Annotated in this window: 22 protein-coding genes, 1 tRNA gene and 1 pseudogene; 17 read left to right on the top strand and 7 right to left on the bottom strand. The window is 68.9% G+C overall.

The window, feature by feature from the left end; genetic code table 11:
• Positions 1–32: 32 nt before the first annotated feature.
• Positions 33–587 carry a hypothetical protein gene (locus BC102111_RS09365; protein ID WP_101624157.1) on the top strand — a complete coding sequence of 185 codons (555 nt, stop codon included), beginning with the start codon at positions 33–35 and terminating at the stop codon, positions 585–587.
• Positions 588–639: 52 nt separating this feature from the next.
• Here the strand turns inward: BC102111_RS09365 and BC102111_RS09360 are convergent, their stop codons facing one another.
• Together BC102111_RS09360 and BC102111_RS09355 are read right to left on the bottom strand one after the other, a co-directional pair.
• Positions 640–1,110: an SRPBCC family protein gene (locus tag BC102111_RS09360; protein ID WP_063249942.1), complete on the bottom strand. Its 471-nt coding sequence runs from the start codon at positions 1,108–1,110 to the stop codon at positions 640–642.
• 120 nt (positions 1,111–1,230) lie between these two features.
• Positions 1,231–3,171, bottom strand: a complete 1,941-nt coding sequence (locus BC102111_RS09355) for an FAD-binding monooxygenase (protein ID WP_101624156.1) — start codon at positions 3,169–3,171, stop codon at positions 1,231–1,233.
• A 204-nt stretch (positions 3,172–3,375) separates the two neighbouring features.
• Between BC102111_RS09355 and BC102111_RS09350 the strand changes: the two genes are divergently transcribed.
• Genes BC102111_RS09350 through BC102111_RS09325 form a run of 6 tightly spaced genes read left to right on the top strand, consistent with a single transcriptional unit; the run spans position 3,376 to position 9,781 of the window.
• Positions 3,376–4,869, top strand: coding sequence for a fumarylacetoacetate hydrolase family protein (locus BC102111_RS09350; protein WP_101624155.1), 1,494 nt, complete (start codon positions 3,376–3,378; stop codon positions 4,867–4,869).
• Entirely contained in the window at positions 4,866–5,555 is a 690-nt protein-coding gene (locus BC102111_RS09345; RefSeq protein WP_040341697.1) for a GntR family transcriptional regulator, read from the top strand. Before BC102111_RS09350 ends, BC102111_RS09345 begins: the two co-directional genes overlap by 4 nt.
• The gene (gene hpaE, locus BC102111_RS09340) at positions 5,552–7,057 is read left to right on the top strand and encodes a 5-carboxymethyl-2-hydroxymuconate semialdehyde dehydrogenase (protein ID WP_101624154.1); all 1,506 of its coding nucleotides are present in this window, start codon (positions 5,552–5,554) and stop codon (positions 7,055–7,057) included. Before BC102111_RS09345 ends, hpaE begins: the two co-directional genes overlap by 4 nt.
• Before the next feature lie 13 nt (positions 7,058–7,070).
• Positions 7,071–8,183, top strand: coding sequence for a 3,4-dihydroxyphenylacetate 2,3-dioxygenase (hpaD, locus tag BC102111_RS09335; protein ID WP_009377961.1), 1,113 nt, complete (start codon positions 7,071–7,073; stop codon positions 8,181–8,183).
• A gap of 36 nt (positions 8,184–8,219) precedes the next feature.
• On the top strand, positions 8,220–9,005 hold the full coding sequence (locus BC102111_RS09330) for a fumarylacetoacetate hydrolase family protein (protein ID WP_101624153.1): 786 nt from the start codon (positions 8,220–8,222) through the stop codon (positions 9,003–9,005).
• Entirely contained in the window at positions 8,990–9,781 is a 792-nt protein-coding gene (locus BC102111_RS09325; RefSeq protein ID WP_101624152.1) for an HpcH/HpaI aldolase family protein, read from the top strand. Before BC102111_RS09330 ends, BC102111_RS09325 begins: the two co-directional genes overlap by 16 nt.
• A 7-nt stretch (positions 9,782–9,788) precedes the next feature.
• On the opposite strand, the gene BC102111_RS09320 is transcribed toward BC102111_RS09325, so the two are convergent.
• On the bottom strand, positions 9,789–10,250 hold the full coding sequence (locus BC102111_RS09320) for a DUF6194 family protein (protein WP_101624151.1): 462 nt from the start codon (positions 10,248–10,250) through the stop codon (positions 9,789–9,791).
• Between the two features lie 48 nt (positions 10,251–10,298).
• Between BC102111_RS09320 and BC102111_RS09315 the strand changes: the two genes are divergently transcribed.
• A complete protein-coding gene (locus tag BC102111_RS09315) occupies positions 10,299–10,976 on the top strand; it encodes a MerR family transcriptional regulator (protein WP_101624150.1) in 678 nt (225 codons plus the stop codon).
• A 16-nt stretch (positions 10,977–10,992) separates the two neighbouring features.
• On the opposite strand, the gene BC102111_RS09310 is transcribed toward BC102111_RS09315, so the two are convergent.
• Positions 10,993–12,888, bottom strand: a complete 1,896-nt coding sequence (locus BC102111_RS09310) for an LPXTG cell wall anchor domain-containing protein (protein WP_101624149.1) — start codon at positions 12,886–12,888, stop codon at positions 10,993–10,995.
• A gap of 366 nt (positions 12,889–13,254) precedes the next feature.
• Here BC102111_RS09310 and BC102111_RS09305 point away from each other — a divergent pair, with 366 nt between their 5' ends.
• Together BC102111_RS09305 and BC102111_RS09300 are read left to right on the top strand one after the other, a co-directional pair.
• The gene (locus BC102111_RS09305; RefSeq protein WP_101624148.1) at positions 13,255–14,775 is read left to right on the top strand and encodes a PrsW family intramembrane metalloprotease; all 1,521 of its coding nucleotides are present in this window, start codon (positions 13,255–13,257) and stop codon (positions 14,773–14,775) included.
• Complete coding sequence (locus tag BC102111_RS09300) at positions 14,772–15,959, top strand: MarP family serine protease (protein WP_009377975.1); 1,188 nt, start codon at positions 14,772–14,774, stop codon at positions 15,957–15,959. Before BC102111_RS09305 ends, BC102111_RS09300 begins: the two co-directional genes overlap by 4 nt.
• 9 nt (positions 15,960–15,968) lie before the next feature.
• Here BC102111_RS09300 and BC102111_RS09295 read toward each other — a convergent pair whose 3' ends face one another.
• From BC102111_RS09295 to upp, 3 genes are all read right to left on the bottom strand, one after another.
• Positions 15,969–16,910, bottom strand: a complete 942-nt coding sequence (locus BC102111_RS09295) for an endonuclease/exonuclease/phosphatase family protein (RefSeq protein ID WP_009377976.1) — start codon at positions 16,908–16,910, stop codon at positions 15,969–15,971.
• Between the two features lie 59 nt (positions 16,911–16,969).
• Positions 16,970–17,773 carry a winged helix-turn-helix transcriptional regulator gene (locus BC102111_RS09290; protein WP_101624147.1) on the bottom strand — a complete coding sequence of 268 codons (804 nt, stop codon included), beginning with the start codon at positions 17,771–17,773 and terminating at the stop codon, positions 16,970–16,972.
• Positions 17,774–18,010: 237 nt separating this feature from the next.
• Entirely contained in the window at positions 18,011–18,649 is a 639-nt protein-coding gene (gene upp, locus BC102111_RS09285) for a uracil phosphoribosyltransferase (protein ID WP_009377978.1), read from the bottom strand.
• Between the two features lie 82 nt (positions 18,650–18,731).
• Between upp and BC102111_RS09280 the strand changes: the two genes are divergently transcribed.
• The 7 genes and pseudogenes from BC102111_RS09280 to BC102111_RS18010 form a co-directional block, all read left to right on the top strand.
• Positions 18,732–19,292, top strand: a complete 561-nt coding sequence (locus tag BC102111_RS09280; RefSeq protein ID WP_101624146.1) for a tRNA adenosine deaminase-associated protein — start codon at positions 18,732–18,734, stop codon at positions 19,290–19,292.
• Positions 19,293–19,309: 17 nt separating this feature from the next.
• The gene (locus tag BC102111_RS09275; RefSeq protein WP_101624145.1) at positions 19,310–19,744 is read left to right on the top strand and encodes a nucleoside deaminase; all 435 of its coding nucleotides are present in this window, start codon (positions 19,310–19,312) and stop codon (positions 19,742–19,744) included.
• Positions 19,745–19,819: 75 nt separating this feature from the next.
• Positions 19,820–19,910 (top strand) — tRNA-Ser (locus tag BC102111_RS09270).
• 299 nt (positions 19,911–20,209) lie between these two features.
• Positions 20,210–21,679 (top strand): NCS2 family permease, encoded by a 1,470-nt coding sequence (locus BC102111_RS09265; RefSeq protein ID WP_063249933.1) that lies wholly within the window; start codon positions 20,210–20,212, stop codon positions 21,677–21,679.
• Between the two features lie 206 nt (positions 21,680–21,885).
• Positions 21,886–23,370, top strand: a complete 1,485-nt coding sequence (locus BC102111_RS09260; protein WP_063249985.1) for a xanthine dehydrogenase small subunit — start codon at positions 21,886–21,888, stop codon at positions 23,368–23,370.
• Positions 23,367–25,724 carry a xanthine dehydrogenase molybdopterin binding subunit gene (gene xdhB, locus BC102111_RS09255; RefSeq protein WP_101624144.1) on the top strand — a complete coding sequence of 786 codons (2,358 nt, stop codon included), beginning with the start codon at positions 23,367–23,369 and terminating at the stop codon, positions 25,722–25,724. The genes BC102111_RS09260 and xdhB overlap by 4 nt, the downstream gene beginning before the upstream one ends.
• Positions 25,721–25,819, top strand: a pseudogene (locus BC102111_RS18010) (xanthine dehydrogenase accessory protein XdhC); the annotation flags it as partial. The gene xdhB and the pseudogene BC102111_RS18010, both read left to right, overlap by 4 nt.
• Between the last annotated feature and the right edge of the window lies 1 nt (position 25,820).

Below are 25,820 nucleotides of genomic sequence, written 5' to 3'. Positions count from 1 at the left end.
GCCCGGTCGGGCAGCGCCGAAGAATGATGGTCATGAACACCGTGGACCGTCCCGACGCGATCGGCACGCAGCTGCTCCCCCAGGGCAGGCGCGCACGCTGGATCGCCCGGTGGTTGCCGCTGATCACGGTGGCCGCGTGGATCGCGATGATCTGGGTCCCGGTCCTCGACAGCGGCAACGACAGAGGTCCACGCCTGCTCATCACCTCACTCGGTGAGCACCCGATCAGCCCCGAGAACTTCGACGTCGCCTTCGTCCTGCCCTGGGCGGCGATCCTCGTCTGCGCGGTCACCGCGTGGCTCTCCCGATCGCTCACTCTCTGGTCCCCGGCCGCCGTCATCGTCGGCCTCGTCCTCCTCGTCGCCCTCGTGGCGATGATCATGGACCCGCCGTTCTTCATGTGGGACGGCCAGGACGAGCAGGGGCGCTGGATCGGCGGCATGGAGATCGGCTACCCGGCTCCCGGCGCCGCACTCTGGGCGCTCGGCAGTGCCGCCCTCATCGTCGGGGGCATTTTCGGGCTCGCTGGCAGCCGCCACTGCCGCCACCGCAGGCACGCGGAGCGCTTCTCCGGCTCGCGGTTCTGAGGCGGCGGCGGTCGAACGGCCGCGTCAGCCACCAACGGTGGCCGCCGCGACGTCAGCGATCGGAGACGGCGGCCGCGAGCTTGTTGAGCGACTCGTCGAGCTGCTCCTCGCTGACGACGGGGAAGAGCGGCAGCAGCTTCGGGTCGTCGACCTTCGACCAGTCGTAGGTGAGCGTCACCTCGGTGGAGTCGGGTCCGGCCGCGTTGAGCTCGTACAGCCATTCCCAGCCGCCCGGCTCCTTCGGGTCGTCGGCCTGCGCCGGCTGCCAGCCGACCATCTTGTTCTCGTCGTACGCGGTGACATGGTTGTGCATCTGGTAGTCGCCGCCCATCGCCTCGGCGTACATGTTCATGACGAACACGTCGCCGACACCCTGGATGCGCTGGGACTTCTCCGCCGACTGCACCATGCCCGAACCGTCGAACTGCGTGTGGTTGTCGGGCAGGGTGAGGACGTCGAAGATCTCCTTCGTCGGGTGGTCGATGGTCCGTGTGACTGTGATGCTCTTCTCATTCGTAGCCATACGTTCACCCTGCCACAGGCAAGCTGACTTTCCGATACCTCGGCGCAGGTCGTCAGTCAGCTCTCAGCTCGCCCGCACTCCACGGGAAGCGGGTGCAGCCGCTCCCAGGAAACCCGCGCCTCACTCCTCGGGGAGGAAGACCCCGGCGAAGAACTTCCCGATCTCCTCGCGCGCATCGAGCGGGAAGACACCGGAGACGTACTGGTCGGGGCGGACGATGACGACGGCGCCGTCCCGGCTGATGCCGCGGGTCTCGAAGATGTCGTCGTCGGGCAGGGCGGCGTAGATCTTCTCGAGGTACTCGAGACCGAACTTCCCGATGTAGGGGCGGAAGACCTGCGGCACGTCGGTGAAGTCGAACTCCGTGTGCGGCTGCTGGTAGATGACGTTGAGTTCGACGAGGGCGTCGATGTCCTCGCCCGTGCGGCGGTACGCGACGAGCGGAGACGCCGGATCGGATTCGAACCACTCCGCCAGTGCGGGCACACCCGTCACCGCCGCCTCGTCGACGCCGGCCGCGGCTTCCACGGCCGGTGCAGGTGCCGCCCTATCAGCGAAGACGTAGACCCGCCAGCGTCCGTCGGCCTTGGCCTCATGCCCGAGGTGAAGGGGGTAGGCGTCGCAGACGCGGTTGACCATGGCCGACTTGAACCGCTTGCCCACGGGGAATCCGGTCGCGAGCTCCTGGTTCTCCGTCGTCGCCGTGATCATCGACTCCGTGTACTCGGTCATGAAGCCGGCGGGGAATTCGGCGGTCTTGACGTAGAACTCCTCGAGGTACGCCTTGTCCGGGAGCTCGTCCTGCGGGGTGGCCATGAGCGTCGACCACTCCTTGTCGAAGTCGATGAGGTTCTTCGCCGTCACCTGCCGCTCGGCCGAGTACGTCCGCAGCAGCTCCTCCGAGGAGCGTCCCGAAGCGACCTGCCCGAGCTTCCACGCGATGTTGAACCCGTCCTGCATCGAGACGTTCATGCCCTGTCCGGCCTTCGCCGAGTGCGTGTGGCAGGCGTCGCCGGTGATGAAGACGCGCGGGCAGGGGGAGCCGGGGGTGGTGTCGTCGGTGTCGTCGAAGGCGTCGGTGAGCCGGTGCCCGACCTCGTAGACGCTGTGCCACGCGACGTTCTTCACGTCGAGCGAGTACGGGGTGAGGATCGCATTGGCCTTCGCGATGATCTCCTCGATGCTCGTCTGGCGCACCTTCCTGGCATCGTCGGCAGGCACCTCGCCGAGGTCGACGTACATGCGGAAGAGGTGACCGCCCTCGCGGGGGATGAGGAGGATGTTGCCGTGCTTCGACGAGATCGCGCACTTCGTCCGGATGTCGGGGAAGTCGGTGTTCGCGAGCACGTCCATGACGCCCCACGCATGGTTGGCCTGGTCGCCGGACATCTTCCGCCCGATCGCCGAGCGCACGCCCGAGCGGGCGCCGTCGCTGCCGATGACGAAGCCCGCGCGGATCGTCCGCTGCTGACCGGCGCGTTCGCCCGCGGTGTAGCGCACGATGACGGAGACCGGGTGCTTCGGGTCGGCCGCCGTCGCCGGGTCCTCGACGGTGAGGTCGACGAACTCGATGCCGTAGTCGGGTTCGATCCGCGCCGGGGACTGCCGGGCGAACTGGGCGAAGTAGTCGAGGACGCGGGCCTGGTTGACGATGAGGTGGGGGAATTCGCTCACCCCGGTCTCGTCGTCCTTGGGTCGGCCGGTGCGGATGATGTGCCCGGGATTGTCCGGGTCGGGGTTCCAGAACGCCATCTCGGTGATGTGGTAGCCCTCGCGCATGATCTCCTCGGCGAACCCGAAGGCCTGGAACGTCTCGACCGATCGGGCCTGGATGCCGTCGGCCTGACCGATGACGAGCCGGCCGTCGCGCTTCTCGATGATGCGGGTGTTGACGTCGGGATACTGCGCGAGCTGGGCGGCGGCGACCATGCCGGCGGGACCGCTGCCGACGATGAGCACGTCGACGACGTCGGGCAGGGACTCAGGTCGATCGATGCCGTAGCCCGCTGCGTCCTCGATCCGCGGGTCCGCGGACACGTACCCGTCCTGGTGGAAGTGCATTTCAGCCTCCGGTTCCTCACACGCCTTTGTGCGCCGTGGTGATCGTCTGTGATCCGGCGCGCACCTTGTGATCCAGATCGTATCAGTTCATATACGATCACGCCGAGGCGGGGGTGCGTTCCGACAAAATTCGGTCGTACCCTTGTCGACTGCTTCTGCATCGTATACGATCCAAGAAGTCAAGGACGAGAGAACGAGGTTTCGATGACGAACGCAGCAGTCCCCACCCGGCCCGGCAAGATCATCGCCGTCCACGTGGCCTACGAGTCCCGTGCCGCCCAGCGCGGCCGCCGTCCCGCCGCTCCCTCGTACTTCCTCAAGGCGACGAGCTCGCTCGCGGACAGCGGTGAGACGATCGCCCGTCCCGCCGGCACCGAACTGCTCGCCTTCGAAGGCGAGGTCGCCGTCGTCATCGGCACCCCCGCCCACCGCATCCCCGCCGAGGCCGCATGGGACCACGTCTCAGGCGTCACCGCGGCCAACGACTTCGGCCTCTATGACCTCAAGGCCCCCGACAAGGGCTCGAACGTGAGGTCGAAGAGCCGTGACGGCTACACCCCCCTCGGACCCGAACTCATCCCCGCCGCCGAGGTGGACCCCGAGGCCCTGCGCATCCGCACCTGGGTCAACGGCTCCCTCGTCCAAGACGACGGCACCGGTCCCGAGCAGCTGATCTTCCCGCTCACCCGGATCATCGCCGACCTCAGCCAGCACTTCACCCTCGAACCCGGTGACGTCATCCTCACCGGCACCCCGTCGGGCTCGAGCGTCGTCGTCCCCGGCGACGTCGTCGAGGTCGAGGTGAGCACCGCCTCGGCGAGGACGGGGCAGGAGCTGAGCTCCGGTCGCCTGCGCACCGAGGTCGTCGAGGGACCCGGCGACTTCGACGCCGACCTCGGCAGCACTCCTGCCGTCAACGACGACCTGCGCATCGACGCGTGGGGCTCGGCGGAGGCCGCCGGCCTGCCGGCCGAGGGCGGCACGGACAGCGCCGCTGCCGGCACAGCCCTCCCCGCAGAGCTGCGGGCGAAGCTCGCCGAGGCCCCGACGGCGGGACTCTCGGCCCAGCTGCGGGCCCGTGGGCTCAACAACGTCGTCATCGAGGGCGTCGCCCCGCTGACCCCGGGCAGCCGGATCGTCGGCGTCGCGAAGACCCTGCGCTTCGTGCCCAACCGTGAGGACCTCTTCACATCCCACGGCGGCGGCTACAACGCGCAGAAGCGCGCCTTCGACAGCCTGGGGGAGGGCGAGGTCATCGTCATCGAGGCCCGCGGTGAGTCCGGATCGGGCACCCTCGGCGACGTCCTCGCGCTGCGGGCCAAGGCTCTCGGCGCCGCCGGGGTCGTCACCGACGGAGGGGTTCGCGACTCCGCCGAGGTGGCCGGCATCCTCCCGGTGTTCGCGACCTCCCGCAACCCTGCGGTGCTCGGCCGCAAGCACGTCCCGTGGGAGTCCGATGTGGCCGTGGCCTGCGGGAACGCGACCGTCCTTCCCGGCGATGTCATCGTCGGCGACGACGACGGCGTCATCGTCATCCCCCGGAACCTCGCCGAGGAGGTCGTCGACGCCGCCCTGGCCAAAGAGGTCGAGGACGGCTGGGTCGCCGAGCAGGTCGCCGCCGGCAACCCGATCGAAGAGCTCTTCCCGCCCAAGGGCGAATGGAAGGCGAAGTTCGAGGAATGGAAGTCCGCGCGATGAGTGCGCAGCCGGTGTCGCCGAGCCAGCCTCTGAGCAAGGCCGAGCACGCGTACCAGTGGATCCGTGAGCGCATCGGCGATCACACCTTCGACGCCGGCGACAAACTTGTGCTCTCCCAGATCGCCGTCGAGCTCGACACCTCGGTCGTCCCCGTCAGGGAGGCGATCCGCCGGCTCGAGGCCGACGGGCTCGTCACCTTCGAACGCAACGTCGGGGCCCGGGTGGCGATGGTCGACCACGGATCCTACGTCCAGTCGATGGAGGCCGTCGCCGTGCTCGAAGGCGCGGCGACCGCACAGGCCCTGACCCACATCACCGCGGCCGACCTCGCCGCGGCGGAGGACCTCAACGAGCAGATGCGGGCACTGCTCACCGACTTCGACGCCGTCGAATTCACCCGCCTCAACCACGAGTTCCACGCCGCGCTCTTCGCCCGCTGCCCCAACGACCGGCTGCGCACGCTCGTCGGCCTCGAATGGGATCGGCTCGCGCACCTGCGGAACTCGACGTTCGCGTTCGTGCCCGGACGGGCACGCGACTCCGTCGACGAGCACTCCCGGATCATCGCACTCATCCGGGCGGCCGCCTCGGCGGACGAGGTCGAACGGGTCGTCCGCGCCCACCGCACCGCCACACTGCACAGCTACCAGGAAGCCACCACCGCACCAGAGAGGGACAAGTCATGACCGAGTCCACCACTGCACCTGCGAACCTGCCGGAGAAGATCCGCCACTACATCGGCGGGGAGTTCGTCGACTCCCTCGACGGCGACGAGTTCGACGTCATCAACCCGGTGACCAACGAGCCCTACATCAAGGCCGCCTCCGGCAAGAAGGCCGACATCGACCGGGCCGTGGCGGCAGCGAAGAAGGCCTTCGAGGAGGGGCCGTGGCCGACGATGCTCCCGCGTGAGCGCGCTCGGGTGCTCAACAGGATCGCCGACATCGTCGAGAGCCGCGAGCACGAGCTCGCCGAGATGGAGTCGTACGATTCCGGTCTGCCGATCACCCAGGCCAAGGGGCAGGCGCGTCGGGCGGCGGAGAACTTCCGCTTCTTCGCCGACCTCATCGTCGCCCAGGTCGACGACGCCTACAAGGTTCCCGGCCGTCAGGCCAACTACGTCAACCGCAAGCCGATCGGCGTCGCCGGCCTCATCACCCCGTGGAACACCCCGTTCATGCTCGAGTCGTGGAAGCTCGCCCCGGCGATCGCGACCGGCAACACCGTCGTGCTCAAGCCCGCCGAGTTCACCCCGCTCTCGGCGTCGCTGTGGCCGGGCATCTTCGAAGAGGCGGGCCTGCCCACCGGCGTGTTCAACATGGTCAACGGCTTCGGGGAGGAGGGCTTCGCCGGGGACTCGCTCGTCAAGCACCCCGACGTCCCGCTCATCTCCTTCACCGGTGAGTCGAAGACGGGACAGACGATCTTCGCCAACGCCGCCCCCTGGCTCAAGGGCCTCTCGATGGAGCTCGGCGGCAAGTCCCCGGCCGTCGTCTTCGCCGATGCCGACCTCGACGCAGCGATCAACGCGACGATCTTCGGTGTCTTCTCCCTCAACGGGGAGCGCTGCACCGCCGGTTCGCGCATCCTCGTCGAGGAGTCGATCTATGACGAGTTCGTCGAGCGCTACGCCGCGCAGGCCAAGCGCGTCAAGGTCGGCCTGCCCTCGGACCCCGCCACCGAGGTCGCAGCCCTCGTCCACCCCGAGCACTACGAGAAGGTCATGTCGTACGTCGAGATCGGCAAGGGCGAGGCGCGCCTCGTCGCCGGCGGCGGCCGACCCGAGGGATTCGAGACCGGCAACTTCGTCGAACCCACCGTCTTCGCCGACGTCATGCCCGACGCCCGGATCTTCCAGGAGGAGATCTTCGGACCCGTCGTCGCGATCACCCCCTTCTCCACCGACGAGGAGGCGCTCGCGCTGGCCAATGACACGAAGTACGGGCTCGCCGCCTACATCTGGACTTCAGATCTCAAGCGGGCGCACAACTTCTCGCAGGCCGTCGAGTCCGGAATGGTGTGGCTGAACTCGAACAACGTCCGAGACCTGCGCACCCCGTTCGGCGGCGTCAAGGCCTCGGGTCTCGGCCACGAGGGCGGATACCGCTCGATCGACTTCTACACGGACCAGCAGGCCGTGCACATCAACCTCGGCGAGGTCCACAACCCCGTCTTCGGGAAGCAGTGAGAGGAACACCATCATGACCGAATCGATCACCACCCCCACCGTCGCCGCGCCCGATGTCGTGCGCTGCGCGTACATGGAACTCGTCGTCACCGACCTGCAGAAGTCCCGGGACTTCTACGTCGACGTCCTCGACCTCCAGGTCACGTGGGAGGACGAGAACACCGTCTACCTCCGGTCGATGGAGGAGTTCATCCACCACAACCTCGTCCTCCGGAAGGGCCCGGAGGCCGCCGTGGCCGCGTTCTCGTTCCGGGTCCGCACCCCCGAGGACGTCGATGCCGCCGAGGCGTTCTACCGTGAGCTCGGATGTCCCGTTGAGCGGCGGTCCGAGGGCTTCGTCCGCGGCATCGGCGACTCCGTGCGCGTGCAGGATCCGCTCGGCTTCCCGTACGAGTTCTTCTACGACGTCGACCACGTCGAGCGCCTCGCCTGGCGCTACGACCTCTACTCCCCCGGTGCACTCGTCCGCCTCGACCACTTCAACCAGGTCACCCCGGACGTCCCGAAGGCCGTGGGCTACATGGAGGACCTCGGCTTCCGCGTCACCGAGGACATCCAGGACGACGAGGGCACCGTGTACGCAGCGTGGATGCGGCGCAAGCCCACCGTCCACGACACCGCGATGACCGGCGGCGACGGACCGCGCATGCACCACGTCGCATTCGCCACGCATGAGAAGCACAACATCTTGGCGATCTGCGACAAGCTCGGAGCGCTGCGCCTCTCCGACATGATCGAGCGCGGACCCGGCCGCCACGGTGTGTCCAACGCCTTCTACCTCTACCTGCGCGACCCCGATGGCCACCGCATCGAGATCTACACGCAGGACTACTACACCGGCGACCCGGACAATCCGCGGGTGACCTGGGACGTCCACGACAACCAGCGCCGTGACTGGTGGGGAAACCCGGTTGTGCCCTCGTGGTACACCGATGCCTCGACCGTCCTCGACCTCGAGGGCAACCCGGTGCCGCTGACGAAGCGCACCGACGACTCCGAGATGGAGGTGACCATCGGCGCCGACGGATTCTCCTACACCCGCCGCGAGGACGCCGAGAGCGACACCGCCGCCCACTCGGGTGCCGATGACGGCGAAGAGGAATTCAAGCTCGGCCACCAGCTCTGAGCCGACCGCGGGGAAGAGCCCAGAAGGAGGATCACCATGCTCGATGAGACGGTCATCGCCGGCATCGCCGACGATCTCGCCGCCGCCGAGAGGTCACGGGAGAAGATCGGGCTGCTCACCGCCGCCCACCCGGACATGACGGTCGAGGACTCGTACGCGGTGCAGGCGGAATGGCGGCGCCGCGGCGAGGCCGAGGGACGGCGCGTCGTCGGTCACAAGATCGGGCTGACGTCGAAGCCGATGCAGCAGGCGACCGGCATCACCGAACCCGATTACGGGACGATCTTCTCAGACCAGGTCTATGAGACCGGGGCGGTCATCGACCACTCGCAGTACTCCGGGGTGCGCGTCGAGGTCGAGCTCGCCTTCGTCCTCGGCGAGGACCTCACGGGTCCCGGCGTCGGTCTCGTCGACGTGCTCAGGGCCACCGAGTACGTCGTGCCCGCCCTCGAGATCCTCTCCTCCCGGATCGAGATGGAGGGACGGACGATCGTCGATACGATCTCCGACAATGCAGCCCTGGGCGCGATGGTGCTCGGCGGTCGTCCCGTGACCGTCGACTCAGTCGACCTCCGCTGGGTCGCAGCCCTGCTCTACCGCAACGAGACGATCGAGGACTCCGGCGTCGCCGCCGCCGTCCTCGACCATCCCGGGCGGGGCATCGCGTGGCTGGCGAACAAGCTCGCCGACCACGGGGAGACCCTGCGGGCGGGCGAGACCGTGCTCGCCGGCTCGTTCACCCGCCCGATGTGGGTGCATCCGGGCGACACCGTCCACGCCGACTACGGAGACCTGGGAGTCATCACATGTCGTTTCGCCTAGACCTGCCCCCGACCTTCGCCGACCGCCTCGCCGAGCTCGAGGACGGCGGTCATCTCGCGGGGATGTGGGTGAGCTCCGGCTCGCCGGTGTCCGCGGAGATCGCCGCCGGATCCGGTCTCGACTGGGTGCTCCTCGACGCCGAGCACTCGCCGTTGGGTCTGGAGACGACGACCCGTCTCCTCCAGGCGATGAACGGCTACCCGGCGACCCCCGTGGTCCGGGTGCCCGCGTGCGACCGCGTGCTCATCAAGCAGCACCTCGACCTCGGTGCGCAGAACATCATCGTGCCCATGGTCGACACCGCAGCCGACGCCGAGGAGGCGGCCCGGTCCGTGCGCTACCCGCCGCACGGGGTGCGCGGGGTCGGCTCCGCCCTCGCCCGTGCGTCGAGGTGGAACACCGTGCCCGATTACCTGGGGAGGGCCGACAAGCTTGTCTCCCTCACCATCCAGATCGAGTCGGTGACGGCGGTGGAGAACGCCGAGGCGATCGCCTCCGTCGAGGGCATCGACGCGGTCTTCGTCGGTCCCTCCGATCTCGCCGCCTCGATGGGACTGCTCGGACAGCAGACGCACGAGCGGGTGACCGCGGCGGTGCTCGAGACCTTCGACGCCGTCCGTGCCGCCGGCAAACCGGTCGGCGTCAACGCCTTCGACCCCGTCCAGGCGAGGAGGTACCTCGACGCGGGTGCCTCCTTCGTCCTCGTCGGCGCCGACGTCGGACTCCTTGCCAACGGCTCCCGGGCGTGGGCGAAGGAGTGGGCCTCGGGAGTCTGAGGTCGACTCAGCGCCGATGCCACCGGCGTGCGGCATCGGCGTGCGCAGCGGCGAGGAGGTCGAGCGCGAGCCCCATCGTGTTCGGTCCCGGTGCGACGATCGCGACCCACCCCTGCGTGCGGTAGAGAGGATGGGGGAGGAGCGTGTCCGCGGCGGCGAAGTCCCAGCCCGTCCCGGCGCCCGGCGCGGTGGGCTCCTCGCCGAGGAGGTCGGCGAAGCGATGCCGCCCGACATGGATGTTCACCCGCCACCGCCCTGTCTCGCTCAGTCGTGACAGGGTGTCGTCGGGGTAGTCCTTCGTGATGATCGTCGCGTAGGGCTGGACCCGCTGCGGGACCTCGCCGTCGGGGGCGAAGTAGAGGAAGTGATCGCCCCACGCGACCTCGGGATACTCACTGCCCGGAGTCGGAGCGAGCTCGAGGACCCCGTCGAAGCGGCGGACGGCGTCTAGGATGTCGTTCATGCTCATGCTTCGAGTGTGCACTTCAAGTGCTTATGTCGGATCGCGCCCGTGGGCATGACGACGGCCGAGGCGGCACTGGCGGCCGACTGCTCGGTGCAGCAGGTGCGCAGGCTCGAGACCCTCGGAGCGATACCGGCCGCCGAGCGCCTGCCGAACGGCCATCGCCGGTTCACCGAGACCCATGTCCGCGCACTCATCGCCTATCGGCGCCTCGCCTCGGCGATCGGTCCCGTGGCCGCCCTCGATACCTTCATCTCGCGGTCGAAGCGCTCGCCTGCCGACACGGCAGCGGTCCTCGGCGGATTCGCCGCCGGTCTCGACGCGGAGCGGACCCGGGCGCTCGCGGTGCGGGAGATGCTGGTCGGCCTCGATGCGGAGACCGACGACGGCGCCGAGTCGATGACGATCAGTCAGCTCACGCACGCCCTCGGCGTCCCGGCCTCGACCCTGCGGTTCTGGGAGGACGAAAGCCTGGTCTCGCCCGACCGGGTGGCCCGCGGCGCAACGCGCGCACGGATCTACCGGCCGGCCGCGATCCGGGAGGCGAGGATCACCGCGGAGCTGAGGGCAGCCGGGTATCGGATCCCGGCGGTCCGCGAGTTCCTCGATGCGCTGCGTGTCCACGGCGAGGTCGATCAGGCCCGCGCCGCCCTCGAATCCCGCATCGAGGCTCTCACCGGACGGCTCCTCGACCTCTTCCGCGCAGCGGCGACGATCGTCGAGAGCCCATGACCCGTGAGCGGGCCGATCACTCATCGCGGTTCCGGCGTCCGGTGACGAAGAGGATCGCGCCTCCGAGGCCGATGAGGACGATGCCGACCCCGATGAGCATCGTGTGCCCCTGGGCTCCCGTCCGCGGCAGTTCGTCCGGGGCGCGCGGAGCCTCCGGCTCCTCGGCGACCGGTTCGACCGGCGGGGGAGTGCTCGGTTGCTCGGGTGCCGGCGGCGGACTTGGCTGCTCCGGTGCGGGCGGGGTCGACGGCTGCTCGGGTGCGGGCGGGGTCGACGTCGGCGGCGCCGGAGGCGTGCTCGGCGTCTCGGCCGGCGGACGGCTGACGGTCTCCGACGGGATGCCCCAGTCGCTCGTCCACCCGCGGTGGACGTCGTCGGCGTGGATCGTCGTCACGAACGTCACCCACCCGACGGGCATGTCGATCGGCTCCGTGCTCACCGTGGCCGTGCCCTCCTGGTCGGCGACGACGGTGATGTCCTGGGAGGCGAGCTCCGTGCCCGACGCCTCCGTCGACTGCTGGGGTTCGGAGTCGGTGCGGTACGCGGTGACGGTGAGCTTCGCCTCGGCGCCGGGACGCAGGCCGGTGACGGCGACCTCGTCGGTGACCTGGGATCCCTCGATCTCGGCGCGGGTGTCAGCCGTCGGCGTCCATGGGACGAATCCCGTCTCCTTCGGCTGGCCGTGGATGCCCTTCCACTCCGACGTCTTCTCGTCGGCGGCGATCGTCTCCGTGAAGTAGACCCAGCCGCGCACATCCTCAGGGATCCGGATGCCCGCCGAGGTGTGTGTGCCGTTGCCGATGTCCTTCGAGGTCACGGTGCCGATGACTTCGGCATCGTCATTGCGGGTGCCGATCGCGGGCTTCGACGAGGTGGTCCACAGCTCGTGGACGACATCGACCCGGTGATCGCCGATGAGACCGGAGACCGTGAACGCATCGGTGACGGTGTCTCCCGGCTGCGGGCGCTCCTCGGAGATCTCTGTGGTCACGCGCGGCTGCGAGTCGACGTCGAGTGAGACCTCGTCGGTGACGGTCACGGGTTCGTCGGCGGTGATGACGCGTTGGACGCGGGTGCCGGAGGTCGGCTCGTAGAGGCGCACGGTCTCCGGGGCCACGGTCGCCGTGGCGGTGACGCTCACTGTCCCCGGCTCGGTGGCCCTGAGCATTTCGGTGATCTCTGCCGTCCCGCTCGTCACTCTCGTCGGACCTTCGGCTCCCTTGATGGTGAGTTCGATGGGGACGTCGGGGACGAACGCTCCGGAGGCGCTGGTCAGGGAGACGGTGAGGGTGACCGCGCCCGAGGTCGGAGGGACGTCGGCCGTCGACGGCGCGGCATCCTCCTCGGTGCTGCCGTAGGGTTCGAGGACGGGCATGTCGAGGGAGCGCTCAAGGGAGACGTCGAGCGTGTACGGGCCGGCGAGCCTCTTCGCCTCCTTCGTGATCGCCGCATACTGCTGTGCGGCCCCGGCGAAGTCCGCGCCGAGTTCGCCCGGCTCCTGCGGCGGCACCGCATGGTCGTGGTCGATCCGTTCGTCGAGTCGCGCCATCGTGCTCAGTGCCGCCTGGATGTCGGCGGAATCCGAGGTCCCGTACGTGTGCAGCGCCCACGCGGTCTGCGCCGAGGTGACCGTGCGCGGTTGCGCACCGTCGAAGTTCTCCGGCTGCGGGGACTGCCGTCCGGCGTCGATGCAGTAGGCGTACCTGTCCTCGAACGTGCGGTAGGCGCCGTACCAGGTCCTGCCCTCGGCGGCCTCATGCCAGAGGCCGGGACCGTAGAGTCCGGAGCCCGCTGAGAGCGGGACCTCACCGAGGTTCGACCTCCCCGCTGCCGGGGACGATCCCAAGGAGAGGAGGAGAGCGAGGACGACGAGGAGGACGGATGGACATGTGAGAGGTCTGTGAGTGCTCATGGCACGATTGCACGCCCGACAGGCCGCGGTGACCAGAGGCGATTCTGCGCCTGTGGACAGCGGATCGAGCCTCCACAGGCGAACGAGCACGAGTGGCAGCGGCTGGGGAGACGAGTGGGGGACGGCACACCACCGGGGTCGGCGCGGGACGGACCGACCGCCTCGGCGAGGACGAGGGGATTCGGCAGGGCGACGAGACGCGAACGCGGGAAGGGGATCCACACCCGCTGGGACACGAGTGGGTGGGAGACGGATGGCCAGGCGGGTTGTTGCCGAACAGACACGAACCGCACGGCCCGGTGTCAGCGATCAACCGTAGACTGGACGAGCAGTCAACGCCCTGCATCCGATCGAGAAGGACGGTGTATGTCGGAACATGCAGGCCCTCCGCACGGCCCGGGCCCGAACCACGGTGGTCAGCATCCTGGCCCCGTCGTCGATCCCCGCCGCAGCGATGACCGCTTCCGCCCGCGACCGCAGAACCCCCAGCGCACCGCGGCCCCGCCGCCGATGCGGCGGCAGGCCCCCGGACCGGGTCCCGACCTCGGCCTGCGCATCCCGCCGCCGGGGCAGATGACCCGTCCCGGCCACCAGTCCCATCCCGGCCAGCCGATGCAGTCCCGCGTCTACGAGCAGCCGCGGTTCGCGCCGACGGTGACGCAGGAGATGCGGGTGCGCGCACAGATGCAGCCCCCGCAGCACCGGGTCGCCGAGACTCCGTGGACAGGGGCCGTGCGGCGCACGCCGGAACCGGCCGAGCCGGGATCGCCGGGCAACGTCGTCCGCCTCGTCCTCGCGATCCTCGCCGTCTGCGCCCTCGTCTTCGGTCTCCTCGTCATGGCGATCTTCGGCGGCTTCAGCTTCGGTGCCCGCCTCTTCGGGCTCATCGGACTCTCGGCCATCCCCCTCATCGGAATCATCGCCTACGTGCTGTGGCTCGATCGGTGGAAGCCCCAGCCGAAGCTCCTCCTCGGCCTCTGCCTCCTCTGGGGAGCGGTCGCCTCCGTCGTCCTCACCCTCTTCGTCTCCCTCGTCGGGGAGGTCGCCCTCTACTTCGCCGGTGTCGGCGCGGTGCCCGACGTGTTCAAGACCGTCGTCGAAGCCCCCGTCGTCGAGGAGACGACGAAGACCGCCCTCCTCGTCGTCATCGTCCTCCTCGCCCGACGTCATTTCGAGGGGCCCCTCGACGGCCTCGTCTACGGCGCGCTCATCGGGGCCGGGTTCGCGTTCACGGAGAACGTCCTCTACCTCGGCGCCGCGTGGGAGGAGAGCGCGTCCGGCCTGTGGGTGACCTTCGTGCTCCGCTGCCTCTGCTCACCCCTGCTCCACACGGCTTTCTCGTCCTGGGCCGGGGTGACGATCGGATTCGCCGCCCGCAAATGGCCGTGGTGGGCGGTCATCCTCATGTGGCTTCCCGGGCTCTTCGTCGGCATGTGCCTCCACGCGATCTGGAACGGGTCGATGACCGGTCTCCAGCTCATCAGCCCCATCGCGCAGATCGTCGGCCTCATCGTCCTCAGCTTCATCCTCACCACCTGCTGGGTCGTCGCCGGCCTCATCCTCCGCCGCAGCGAGCGCCTGCACACCCGCAACATGCTCGGCGACTACGCGAACTCCGGGTGGCTCTCCCACGCCGAGGTCGACATGCTCGGAACGTGGAAGGGCCGCAAGCAGGGCAAACGCTGGGCGAAGACCTTCCCCGGGGGCAAGCAGGAGATGCGGACGATGATCCGCCTCGCCGGGCAGCTCGCGACGACGCGGATGCGTCTGCTCGCCGGTCTCGGCGGACCCAAGGAGCGCACCATCGAGAACTACGAACTGCGTGAGTTCGCCGGAGCCCGTGACCGTCTGCTCTCAGCCTCCCGGGGAGAGACGAGGTCGGCGTGATCGTCGACGTCATCATCGTCCTCCTCGGCATCGCTGCGCTCTTCCTCGGCTTCCGGCAGGGCTTCATCATCGGCCTGTGCACGGTCGTCGGCTTCGTCGTCGGCTGGATCGCCGGGCGGCTGACCTCCCCGCTGGTCGAGAACATCTCCGCGGGCACCCAGGCGATGGAGAACCCCGGGGTCATCGCCCTGCTCGCGGCGATGCCGCTCGTCCTCAGCGTGCTCTTCGCGTTCGCCGGCAACGGCATCGGCATCGCGATCCGGCGGGCCATGGACTCTGAGCTCGGGCAGGGCATCGACTCGATCGGCGGGACGGTGACCGCGGGCATCGTCTACGTCCTCGTCCTCTGGCTCGCCGCCGGATTCGTCCGTGCCTCCCCGCTCGTCGAACCCAACCGGTGGGTCGCCGACTCCGCGGTCATCGCCGCGATCGACCGGACGATCCCGTACTCCTCGCAGGTCGCCCTCGGCGACCTCGCCTCGACACTGCGCGCCACGGGCTTCCCACAGGTCTTCTCCGGCCAGACCGAGGAGATCCGCGGTGTCGGCGAACCCGACTCCGGCATGGTCGAGGTCGGCCGCAGCGTCGAGGAGTCCGTCGTCAAGGTGACGACGACGACCACCCGATGCGCCGCCGGATCCGAGGGCACCGGGTTCGTCTACAGCGACGGCCTCGTCGCCACCAACGCCCACGTCGTCGCCGGGTCGACGAGCCTCGCCGTCCAGGTCGGAGGGACGGGGCGCCCCTACTCCGCCGAGGTGGTCGAATTCGATCCCGAAGCCGATGTCGCCGTCCTCAGGGTCCCCGAACTCGATGCTCCCGCGCTCGAGTTCGGCTCACCGGCCGGTCCCGGTGACGACTCTGTCGTCGTCGGCTTTCCCGCCAACGGTCCGTACACGATCTCTCCGTCGCGAGTGCGCGAGAAGATCAACGCCCGCGGGCTCGACATCTACGACGAGTCGAGCGTCGTCCGCGAGGTCTACTCGGTGCGCGGAATCGTCCGGGAGGGCAATTCGGGCGGACCCCTCCTCGACTCCGACGGCAACGTCATCGGCATGGTCTTCGCCCGCTCCGCCACCGATGAGGAGACCGGCTATGCGCTCACCCGGGCCGAGATCCGCGACGAGCTGCAGGCGGGAGCGAGCAGCAGCACCCCGCAGCCGACGGGCCAGTGCACGAAGTGAGTGTGCTCCTCAGCTGAGGTCGAGTCCGGCGATGACGGCGCGGTGGTCGCTCGTGCCCCGTCCGAGCACGCGGTCCGAGGTCGCATCGAAACCGCGGTAGAGGATGTGGTCGAGACGGGTCACCGGGAACACCGACGGCCACGTGAAGCCGAAGCCGCCGTGGGCCTCGACCCGGGAGTCCTCGAGCGGGGGCACGAGTTCGGAGAAGTTGCGGTCCGTCGTCGCGGTGTTGAAGTCGCCGGCGACGATGACCCGCTCGGCCTCGTCGGCGGAGACGATTGTCGCGAGGCGACGCAGGGCGGCATTGCGCATCGCCTCATGCCCGGGCCGGACCGAGGGCATGTGCACGGCGTAGAAGCGGACATCGCCGTGGTCGGTCGACACCGTCGTTGCGAAGGCCCGCTCCCACGGCAGACCGAGGTCGACCGCCTCAGGGGCGGACATCGGCCACTTCGACCACACCCCGACAGTGCCGACGACCTGTGAGTTCTCGAACGCCGAGTCGAGCTCCTTGCGGATGATCTGGCCTGAGAGCGACTCGAGTTCCTGGATCGTGAGGATGTCGGGCTCTGCGTCGATGAGGTTCTTCGCCGTGGCGGTGGGCTGCGGCAGGCGGGCTCCGACGTTCTGGGTGGCGACCGTGAGGTCGGCCGTGCCCGCGTCCTTGCCCGGCAGGAGTGCTGTGCCGAACATCGTCAGCCACACGATGGAGGGCACGAGCACGCCGATGACCGAGAGCACGGAGAAGCGGAAGAGCGCCATGAGGGCGACGAGGCCGACGATCACTCCCGTCCACGGCAGGATGCTCTCGACGAGCAGGGCGATGCCTGCTCGGGAGGGGAGGAGGTGGTGGAGGAGAAGGAACGCGGCATAGAGGATGCCGAAGACGAGTGCGGTGACTCCCTTCGCGGACCTCCGCGCGGAACGGGTTCGGGGATATGCCTGATTCATCGATCAACGAGCATAACCGCGAAGTCTGTCCCCCTCCTGGGTGGGTGGTGCGACCCGGATCACCGGTGCGCGGTCGCCGACCACACGGTGACGTCGGGGTGCGTGTCGTACCGGTAGCCGGCACCCCTCATCGTGCGGATGACCGAGGAGTGCTCGCCGAGGCGGCGCCGGAGCCGGCGGATGTGGACGTCGACGGTGCGCTCGTCCGGTTCCTCCGAGCCCGACCACACGGCGGCGATGAGGGCGTCGCGCGGCAGGGTCTCGTCCGGGTGCGAGACGAGGGTGGCGAGCAGGTCGAACTCCTTCGTCGTGACGTCGACGAGGTCGCCGTCGATGCGCACCTCCCGACGGGGGATGTCGATGCGCAGACGCTCGGCCGCCTTCTCGCCGAAGACTTCGCCCGGGTGGGCGCCGTAGCCGCCTGCAGCGGCGTCGTCGCGCAGCGCAGGCGGGTGGATGCGGTTGGGAATGCGGGAGCGCACGGGTCCGTGGGTGCCTGCGGGGGTGCCGCTGGCGGCCGGCGAGCCGTTGGCGACGGCGCGGACGGCATCGATGTCGCTGCCGCGGCCCTCCGGGGCCAGGGCGATGACGGCCTGCGTCTCGGCCTGCGAGGCGAGCTCCTTCGCGTACGCCTGGAGTTCACCGGCGATCGCGGAGAGGTTCGTGCCGTCGGCGGCGGCCTTCGATTCGTCGAGGCCGATGTAGACGATGATCCCGCGGGCGGCCTTCGGGGAGGGGACGACACCGCTGGGTCCGTACGTGTGCGGAGGGTTCTGCGGATCGACGGCGCTCAACCTGGCTCCTGCCCTCCGGACGGCGACGGCACTGCGGGGGTGGACGTAGTTCGGCTCTGGATTCGGCATGGCTGTCCTCTGAGTGAGTCGTGGGGGTCCGCTGCGTGGCTGACGTGCACTCGTTCGCGGTCGGACAGCGGAAGGACGATCACCGACGACGAACGCAGGGCATACACATGGCTGCCGCGCACATTCGTGGCTGATACGTCACAGAGGTCATGACTTCATTATTCGTCACAGTCTGACGCGCCTGCAAAGGATTCGCCGTTTTTGAGACGAGTGTGACGAACTATGACGCCGAGGCTCTCAGTCGACGATGCCGTACATCCGGTCCCCGGCGTCGCCGAGCCCGGGGACGATGTACCCCTGCTCGTTGAGGCGTTCGTCGAGGGCCGCGGTGTAGATCTCGACGTGCGCCGACTCCCCGTACGACTGTTCGATGCGCTTGACGCCTTCGGGGGCGGAGACGAGGCAGACGGCGGTGACGTCGCGGGCACCGCGGGCCAGGAGGAAGTCGATGGCCATGGCCAGGGTGCCGCCGGTGGCGAGCATCGGATCGACGACGAAGATCTGACGACCGCTGAGGTCATCGGGCAGCCGGTCGGCGTAGGCGGTGGGTTCGAACGTCGTCTCGTCGCGGACCATGCCGAGGAATCCCACCTCGGCGGTGGGGAGGATGCGCAGCATTCCGTCGAGCATGCCGAGGCCCGCGCGGAGGATGGGGACGACGACGGGACGGGGTTCGGCCAGGCGGGTGCCGGTGAACGTCGAGACCGGGGTGGACACCTCGCGGTCCTCGACGGCGACCGAGCGCGTGGCCTCGTAGGCGAGAAGCATGACGAGCTCCTCGGTGAGCTGCCGGAACCGCGCGGAATCGGTGCTCTCGTCACGGAGGACGCTGAGCTTGTGGGCGATGAGCGGGTGATCGGCTACGTGTAGGCGCATACAGGAAATGGTACGTCGAAACACAGGCGGAGAAAGAGCGGATCCTGTGGTGAAAGGACTGAGAAGAGTCCACAATGGAGACATGTCCTACTTCAGTGAGATCCTTGCCGAGTCCAGCGACGGCTTCCGCGCCCTCGACGTCGACGTCCGTGACGCCGCGGACCTCGACGGCCTGGTCGACATGATGCGCACCGCAGGCTCCGACGACGGCGAGGCGATCGCCGTCATCGAGCACGAGGACGAGTGGTTCGGCCTCGTGCGGCTGTGCCGGGACAACGAGGTCAAGGTCTTCCTCTCCGATCTCCGGGCCGTCGAGCTCAGTCCCTTCGCTGCGATCTTCGCCGACTACCTCGACTCCCGCCCCGATGCGTACGAGGCCGAGCCGGAAGAGGAGTTCGGCCTCGACGAGGAGACGCAGACCTCCGAAGACGAGGACGAGGACGACAACGACGACGAGATCGAGATGCTCGACTTCGACGGCGACGCCGAATGGGGCGGGGACGCCGACATCTACGCCGACCGGGGGCTCCCGGCGGCCGACCTCATCGAGCAGGTCGAGCAGCACCGGTCCGACCCGGCCCGCGTCGTCGCCCACGTCGGCGAGACCGTCGGCTTCGCCGATCAGCTCGAGGCCGCACGCTGAACCGCTTCCCCGAGTGGATGGATCTCGCCCTCGCCGAGGCGGCCCGGGCGACCGCACATGACGACGTCCCCGTCGGCGCCGTCGTCGTCGATGAGGACGGCCGGGTCATCGGCAGCGGCCACAACCGGCGCGAGGTCGACGAGGATCCGCTCGGCCATGCCGAGCTCATCGCCCTGCGCGCCGCCGCCGAGGCGACCGGACGCTGGCGCCTCGACGGCTGCACCCTCGTCGTCACCCTCGAACCGTGCGTGATGTGCGCGGGCGCACTCGTCGGCTCCCGCATCGCCCGCCTCGTCTACGGCGCCTTCGACGAGAAGGCCGGAGCCGTCGGCTCGATCTGGGACATCCCGCGCGACCGTGCGGCTCTCCACCACCCTGAGGTCTACGCGGGCGTGCGCGCGGAGGAGAGTGCGGCGCTGTTGCGCGAGTTCTTCACCGCCCGCCGAGGGTGAGGTGCCGACAGAGGTGACCGCTCTCACGGTGCGATGATTTGGCCCTCCTGTGGCACCGACTGTATTGTTGTCGGCGGTGGCGTGTCCGAGCGGCCGAAGGTGCAACACTCGAAATGTTGTGTACGGTAACCCCGTACCGTGGGTTCAAATCCCACCGCCACCGCCACATGAACCCCCTGGTCAGCCAGGGGGTTCTCTGCTGTCCGGAGTCGTCACGGCGACCCGGAGACTACACTGGTGTCAGTTGTGTCTCGATTCCCCTCACGGCCCTGTGACGATTGACACACCCCTGGGTGTGACGCGAGACTGTCCAAATGAAATAGAAATAGTTTTCCGTATCGTGGAAGTCCTGGCGGGGCCTCCCGTGCGCTGACTGTCTCGTTTCAATGCGCACGTTCAAGGCGCAGGGCCGCGACGACGATGTCGCGGCCGACCAAATCGAACAGTTTGAGGTGGTCCATGAAAATGGCTGACAACGATTCAGGGCGGGACACGGCACCCGTCGAGCACGGCAGTCCCAGTGCACTGGACAGATTCTTCGAGATAACCCAGCGCGGATCCTCGGTGCGCCAGGAGATCCGCGGCGGCATCGTCGCCTTCGTGGCGATGGCCTACATCGTCGTGCTCAACCCGCTCATCCTCGGCGGCTCCGCCGACGTCACCGGCGGCACGCTCGACTTCGCGCAGCTCACGGCCGTCACCGGCCTCGTCGCGGGTCTCATCACGATCCTCTTCGGCGTCGTCGCCCGGCTCCCGTTCGCGCTCGCCGCCGGCCTGGGGATGAACAGCTTCCTCGCCGTCTCCGTCGTCCAGGAGGTCACATGGGCCGAGGCGATGGGGCTCGTCATCATCAACGGCGTCATCATCGTCGTCCTCGGCGCCACGGGCATCCGCACGGCGATCTTCAATGCCGTTCCCCACGCCCTCAAGGTCGCGATCACGGTGGGCATCGGCCTCTTCATCGCGTTCATCGGCTTCGTCAACTCCGGCTTCGTCACCCGCACGCCCGCCGGTCCGCCCGTCCAGCTCGGGCAGGACGGATCGATCGCCTCCCTGCCGACCGTGGTCTTCATCGGCGCGCTCATCCTCATCGGTGTGCTCGTGGCCCGGAAGATCCCCGGCGGCATCCTCATCGGGATGATCGTCGCGACGATCGCCGCGATCATCATCCAGGCGTTCGCGAAGCTCGGCACCGTCGGCGACCCGGTCAACCCGGACCCGCAGGGCTGGAACCTCAGCGCTCCGCAGCTGCCGAGCCAGATCGTCGCTCTGCCCGACTTCTCCCTCATCGGCGCCTTCGACCTCTTCGGCTCGTTCGAGCGCATCGGAGTCCTCGCCGCGACGATGCTCGTCTTCACCCTCGTGTTCACGAACTTCTTCGACGCGATGGGCACGATGACGGGTCTCGCCCGCAGCGCTGGCCTGCAGACGAAGGACGGCATGTTCCCCCGCATCCGCGGCGCCTTCATCATCGAGGGTCTCGGCGCGGTCGCCGGCGGCGGCGCCTCGGCGTCGTCGAACACGGTCTTCGTCGATTCCGCCGCAGGCATCGCCGAGGGTGCACGCACCGGTCTCGCCGCGTGCGTGACCGGCGTCCTCTTCCTCCTCTCGATGTTCTTCGCTCCGCTCATCGGGGTCATCCCGATGGAGGCCGGCGCGGCAGCCCTCGTCGTCGTCGGCGCGATGATGGTCTCCCAGATCCGGGAGATCGACTTGAGCGACTTCCGCACCTCGCTGCCGGTCTTCCTCACCATGGTGACGATGCCCCTGACCTACTCGATCGCCAACGGCATCGGCGTCGGATTCATCTCCTGGGCGCTCATCCACGCGTTCAGCCGTCGCGGACAGCACGTCCACTGGCTGCTCTGGGTCGTCTCCGTCGGATTCGTCCTCTACTTCGTTCGCGGTCCCATTTCGGCTATCTTGGGAGGGTGAGCATTGTGACGGAGCAGACAGCTTGGACGAAGGGGCAGATCGCCCACGGCGACTGACGCACGCCGGTCCGTCGGTGGCCTGTGCCCCGACGCCCTCACTGCTCTCCGCTGCTGTTCGCATGGATAACCAGAAGTCCGGGAGAGCGAAGGCATCTGTTCCAACCATGCACTGTGCGCCTCACCGACGAGGCGCAGGAGGTGAGTGCGATGTCCGCGTCGACCACGGAACGCTCGAGCTGTCGGATCTCGGTCAACGGCACCGATCACGACTTCGACGGCCCCACACATACCAACGCCCTTGACTTCCTCCGCGGTCAGGGGCTCACGGCAGCCAAGGAAGGCTGCGCGGAAGGCGAATGCGGAGCCTGTGCCATCCTCATCGCCCGACCCGATGGCGAGAACGGCACCCGCTGGACCTCGGTGAATGCGTGTCTGCTGCCGGCAGCGGCCCTCGACGGCCAGGAGGTCATCACCGCCGAAGGCCTCGGCTCGGTCGACGACGTCCACCCCGTCCAGGAGGAGATGGCCGTGCGCGGCGGCTCCCAGTGCGGCTACTGCACCCCGGGCTTCATCTGTTCGATGGCCGCGGAGTACTACCGCCCCGAGCGCCCCACCGACTCCGACCACGGTCCCAACGGATTCGACATCCACGCCCTCTCCGGCAATCTCTGCCGCTGCACCGGTTACCGCCCGATCAGGGACGCAGCCTACGCCCTCGGCGACCCCACCGACGATGATGCCCTGGCCGCGCGCCGCAGCGACCCGGCGCCGGCCTCGGCGGCCACGGACCTCCACCGACCCGACACCCCCACCGGTGAGCTGGGACGGTACCGTCGTCCCACCCGCCTCGCCGAGGCGGTCGAGATCCTCAGCCTCGAACCCGACGTCCTCGTCGTCGCCGGCGCCACCGACTGGGGTGTCGAGGTCAACATCAAGGGCGCCCGGGCGAAGTCGCTGCTCGCGATCGACCGGCTGCCCGAGCTCCGCGGCGTCCGCTGGACGGAGACCCATGTCGAGATCGGGGCGGCGAACACCCTGAGCGAGATCGAACGCGAACTCGCCGGATCCGTCCCGCTGCTCGGCAAGCTCTTCCCGCAGTTCGCCTCGCGCCTTATCCGCAACGGTGCGACGATCGGCGGCAACCTCGGCACCGGCTCGCCGATCGGCGACACCCCGCCGGCCCTCCTCGCCCTCGAGGCCGAGCTCGTGCTCACCTCGGCGGGCGGGGAGCGGGTCGTGCCGCTGGCCGACTACTTCACCGGCTACCGGCAGACCGTGCGCGAGCCCGGCGAGCTCATCACAGCGATCCGGATCCCGCTGCCGCTCTCCCCGCTCACCTCGTTCCAGAAGATCACCAAGCGCCGCTTCGACGACATCTCGTCGGTCGCCATCGGCTACGCCGTCGACGTCTCCGACGGCATCGTGGACAAAGCCCGCATCGGCCTCGGCGGCGTCGCGGCGACCCCGCTGCGCGCCCTCGCCACGGAAGCGGCGATCGAAGGCAGGCCGTGGACGCTCGAGACCGTCCACGACGCGGCCGAGACCCTCGCGGCCGAAGGCACCCCGATGGACGACCACCGGGCGAGCTCCCGGTACCGCACTGCGATGCTGCGCTCCTCACTCGAGCGCTTCTTCGCCGAACAGCTGGGCGCGAGCGGGCCCGGCATGATCCGAACGGAGGCAGGACGATGAGCCATCTCTCCCAGCGCCCCGCCGACCCTGTCGTCGGCGAATCCCACCACCACGAGAGCGCCTTCGGTCACGTCACCGGTGCCGCGCTCTACACCGACGACCTCGTCGGACGACTCACCGGCGTCCTCCACGCCTACCCCGTCCAGTCCGAGCACGCCCACGCGAGCCTCGACCGCGTCGACGCGGCGCCTGCGTACGAGGTGCCCGGAGTCGTGCGGGTCATCACCGCCGCCGACGTGCCCGGGGTCAACGACCAGGGCGTCAAGCACGACGAGCCGATGCTGCCCACCGACGAGGTGATGTTCTACGGCCAACCGGTCGCCTGGGTCCTCGGCGAGGACCTCGAGGCGGCGAAGGCCGGCGCCGCCGCGGTCGTCGTCGACGCCACCCCGCTGCCCTCGCTCATCACCGTGCGCGATGCGATCGCCGCCGGCAGCTACCACGGGGTCCAGCCGGTCATCGACAAGGGCGACGTCGACGGCGCCTTCGCCGACGCCGCGCACGTCTTCTCCGGCGAATTCGAATTCGCCGGGCAGGAACACTTCTACCTCGAGACCCAGGCCTCGCTCGCCCACGTCGACGAGTCCGGCCAGGTCTTCATCCAGTGCTCGACCCAGCACCCCACGGAGACCCAGGACATCGTCTCCCACGTCCTCGGGATCCCCGCCAACGAGGTCACCGTCCAGTGCCTGCGGATGGGCGGAGGCTTCGGCGGCAAGGAGATGCAGCCCCACGGGTACGCAGCGCTCGCCGCCCTCGGTGCGAAGCTCACCGGTCGGCCCGTCCGGCTGCGGCTGAGCCGCACTCAGGACATGACGATGACCGGAAAGCGCCACGGCTTCCATTCGACGTGGCGGATCGGCCTGACCGAGGACGGGCGGATCCTCGCCCTCGACGCCACGCTCACCGCCGACGGCGGGTGGAGCCTCGACCTCTCCGAACCCGTGCTCACCCGCGCGATGTGCCACATCGACAACGCGTACTGGGTGCCCAACATCCGCGTCCACGGCCGCGTCGCGAAGTGCCACAAGACCTCGCAGACGGCGTTCCGCGGCTTCGGCGGCCCGCAGGGGATGCTCGTCATGGAGGACATCCTCGGCCGCATCGCCCCGCAGCTGGGGCTGAGCGCCCGTGAGCTGCGCCGCCGCAACTTCTACCAGGCCGGACAGGACACCCCCTACTACCAGCCCGTGCGCCATCCCGACCGGATGGAGGCCTGCTGGGATGAGGTCGTCACCTCCGCCGAGGTGGCCAAGCGGGAAGCGGAGATCGCCCGGTTCAACGCCACCCACGACCACGTCAAACGGGGGATTGCGATCACCCCGGTGAAGTTCGGGATCTCGTTCAACCTCACCGCCTTCAACCAGGGCGGCGCGCTCGTCCTCGTCTACAAGGACGGCTCGGTCCTCGTCACCCACGGCGGCACCGAGATGGGTCAGGGCCTGCACATGAAGATGCTCCAGGTCGCGGCGACCACGCTCGGGGTTCCCCTCTCAACCGTGCGGCTCGCCCCCACGCGCACGGACAAGGTCCCCAACACCTCGGCGACGGCGGCGAGCTCCGGCTCCGACCTCAACGGCGGGGCCGTCAAAGATGCGTGCGAGCAGATCCTCGGCCGTCTCCGGCAGGTCGCGGCAGGACTCCTCGGGGCCCCGGCGCACGAGGTCGAGATCAGCCGCGGGATCGTCAGCGCACTGTCCTCGCCGAAGACGATCACGTGGGAAGAGCTCATCAACACCGCGTACTTCCAGCGGATCCAGCTCTCGGCCTCCGGCTTCTACCGCACGGAGGGACTCCACTGGGACCTCTCGACGATGCGGGGTGAGCCGTTCAAGTACTTCGCCTACGGGGCGGCCGCCTCCGAGGTCGAGGTCAATCGCTTCGACGGGTCGTATGTGCTCCGCCGGGTCGACATCGTCCACGACGTCGGCGACTCGCTCTCCCCGCTCATCGACATCGGCCAGATCGAGGGCGGCTTCGTCCAGGGCGCCGGATGGCTCACGCTCGAGGACCTGCGCTGGGACACGAGCGACAAGCCCAGTCGCGGTCGGCTCGCCACTCAGGCGGCGAGCACGTACAAGCTCCCGAGCTTCTCCGAGATGCCCGAGGTCTTCAACATCGCCCTCCTCGACAAGGCCCACGAGGAGGGGGCGGTCTACGGTTCGAAGGCCGTCGGCGAACCCCCGCTCATGCTCGCCTTCTCCGTCCGCGAGGCTCTGCGGGAGGCGATCGCCGGCTTCGGACCGGCAGGCACCTCGGTCGAACTCGCCTCCCCGGCGACCCCGGAGGCCGTGTTCTGGGCGCTCGAAGCCGTCCGTGATGCGACCCCCGATCGGCAGCCTGTGCCGTCATGACCTGGATGGACGCAGCAGCCGAGCTCCGCAGCGCTCGGGTGCCGGCGGTCCTCATCACCCTCGCCTCCGTCCGCGGGCACGCACCGCGGGAGGCGG

Origin of the sequence: Brevibacterium casei CIP 102111, assembly GCF_900169275.1 — a bacterium.
In the GTDB taxonomy this organism is placed as follows: Bacteria; Actinomycetota; Actinomycetes; order Actinomycetales; family Brevibacteriaceae; genus Brevibacterium; species Brevibacterium casei.
This window is presented reverse-complemented; position numbering and strand designations above follow the sequence as displayed.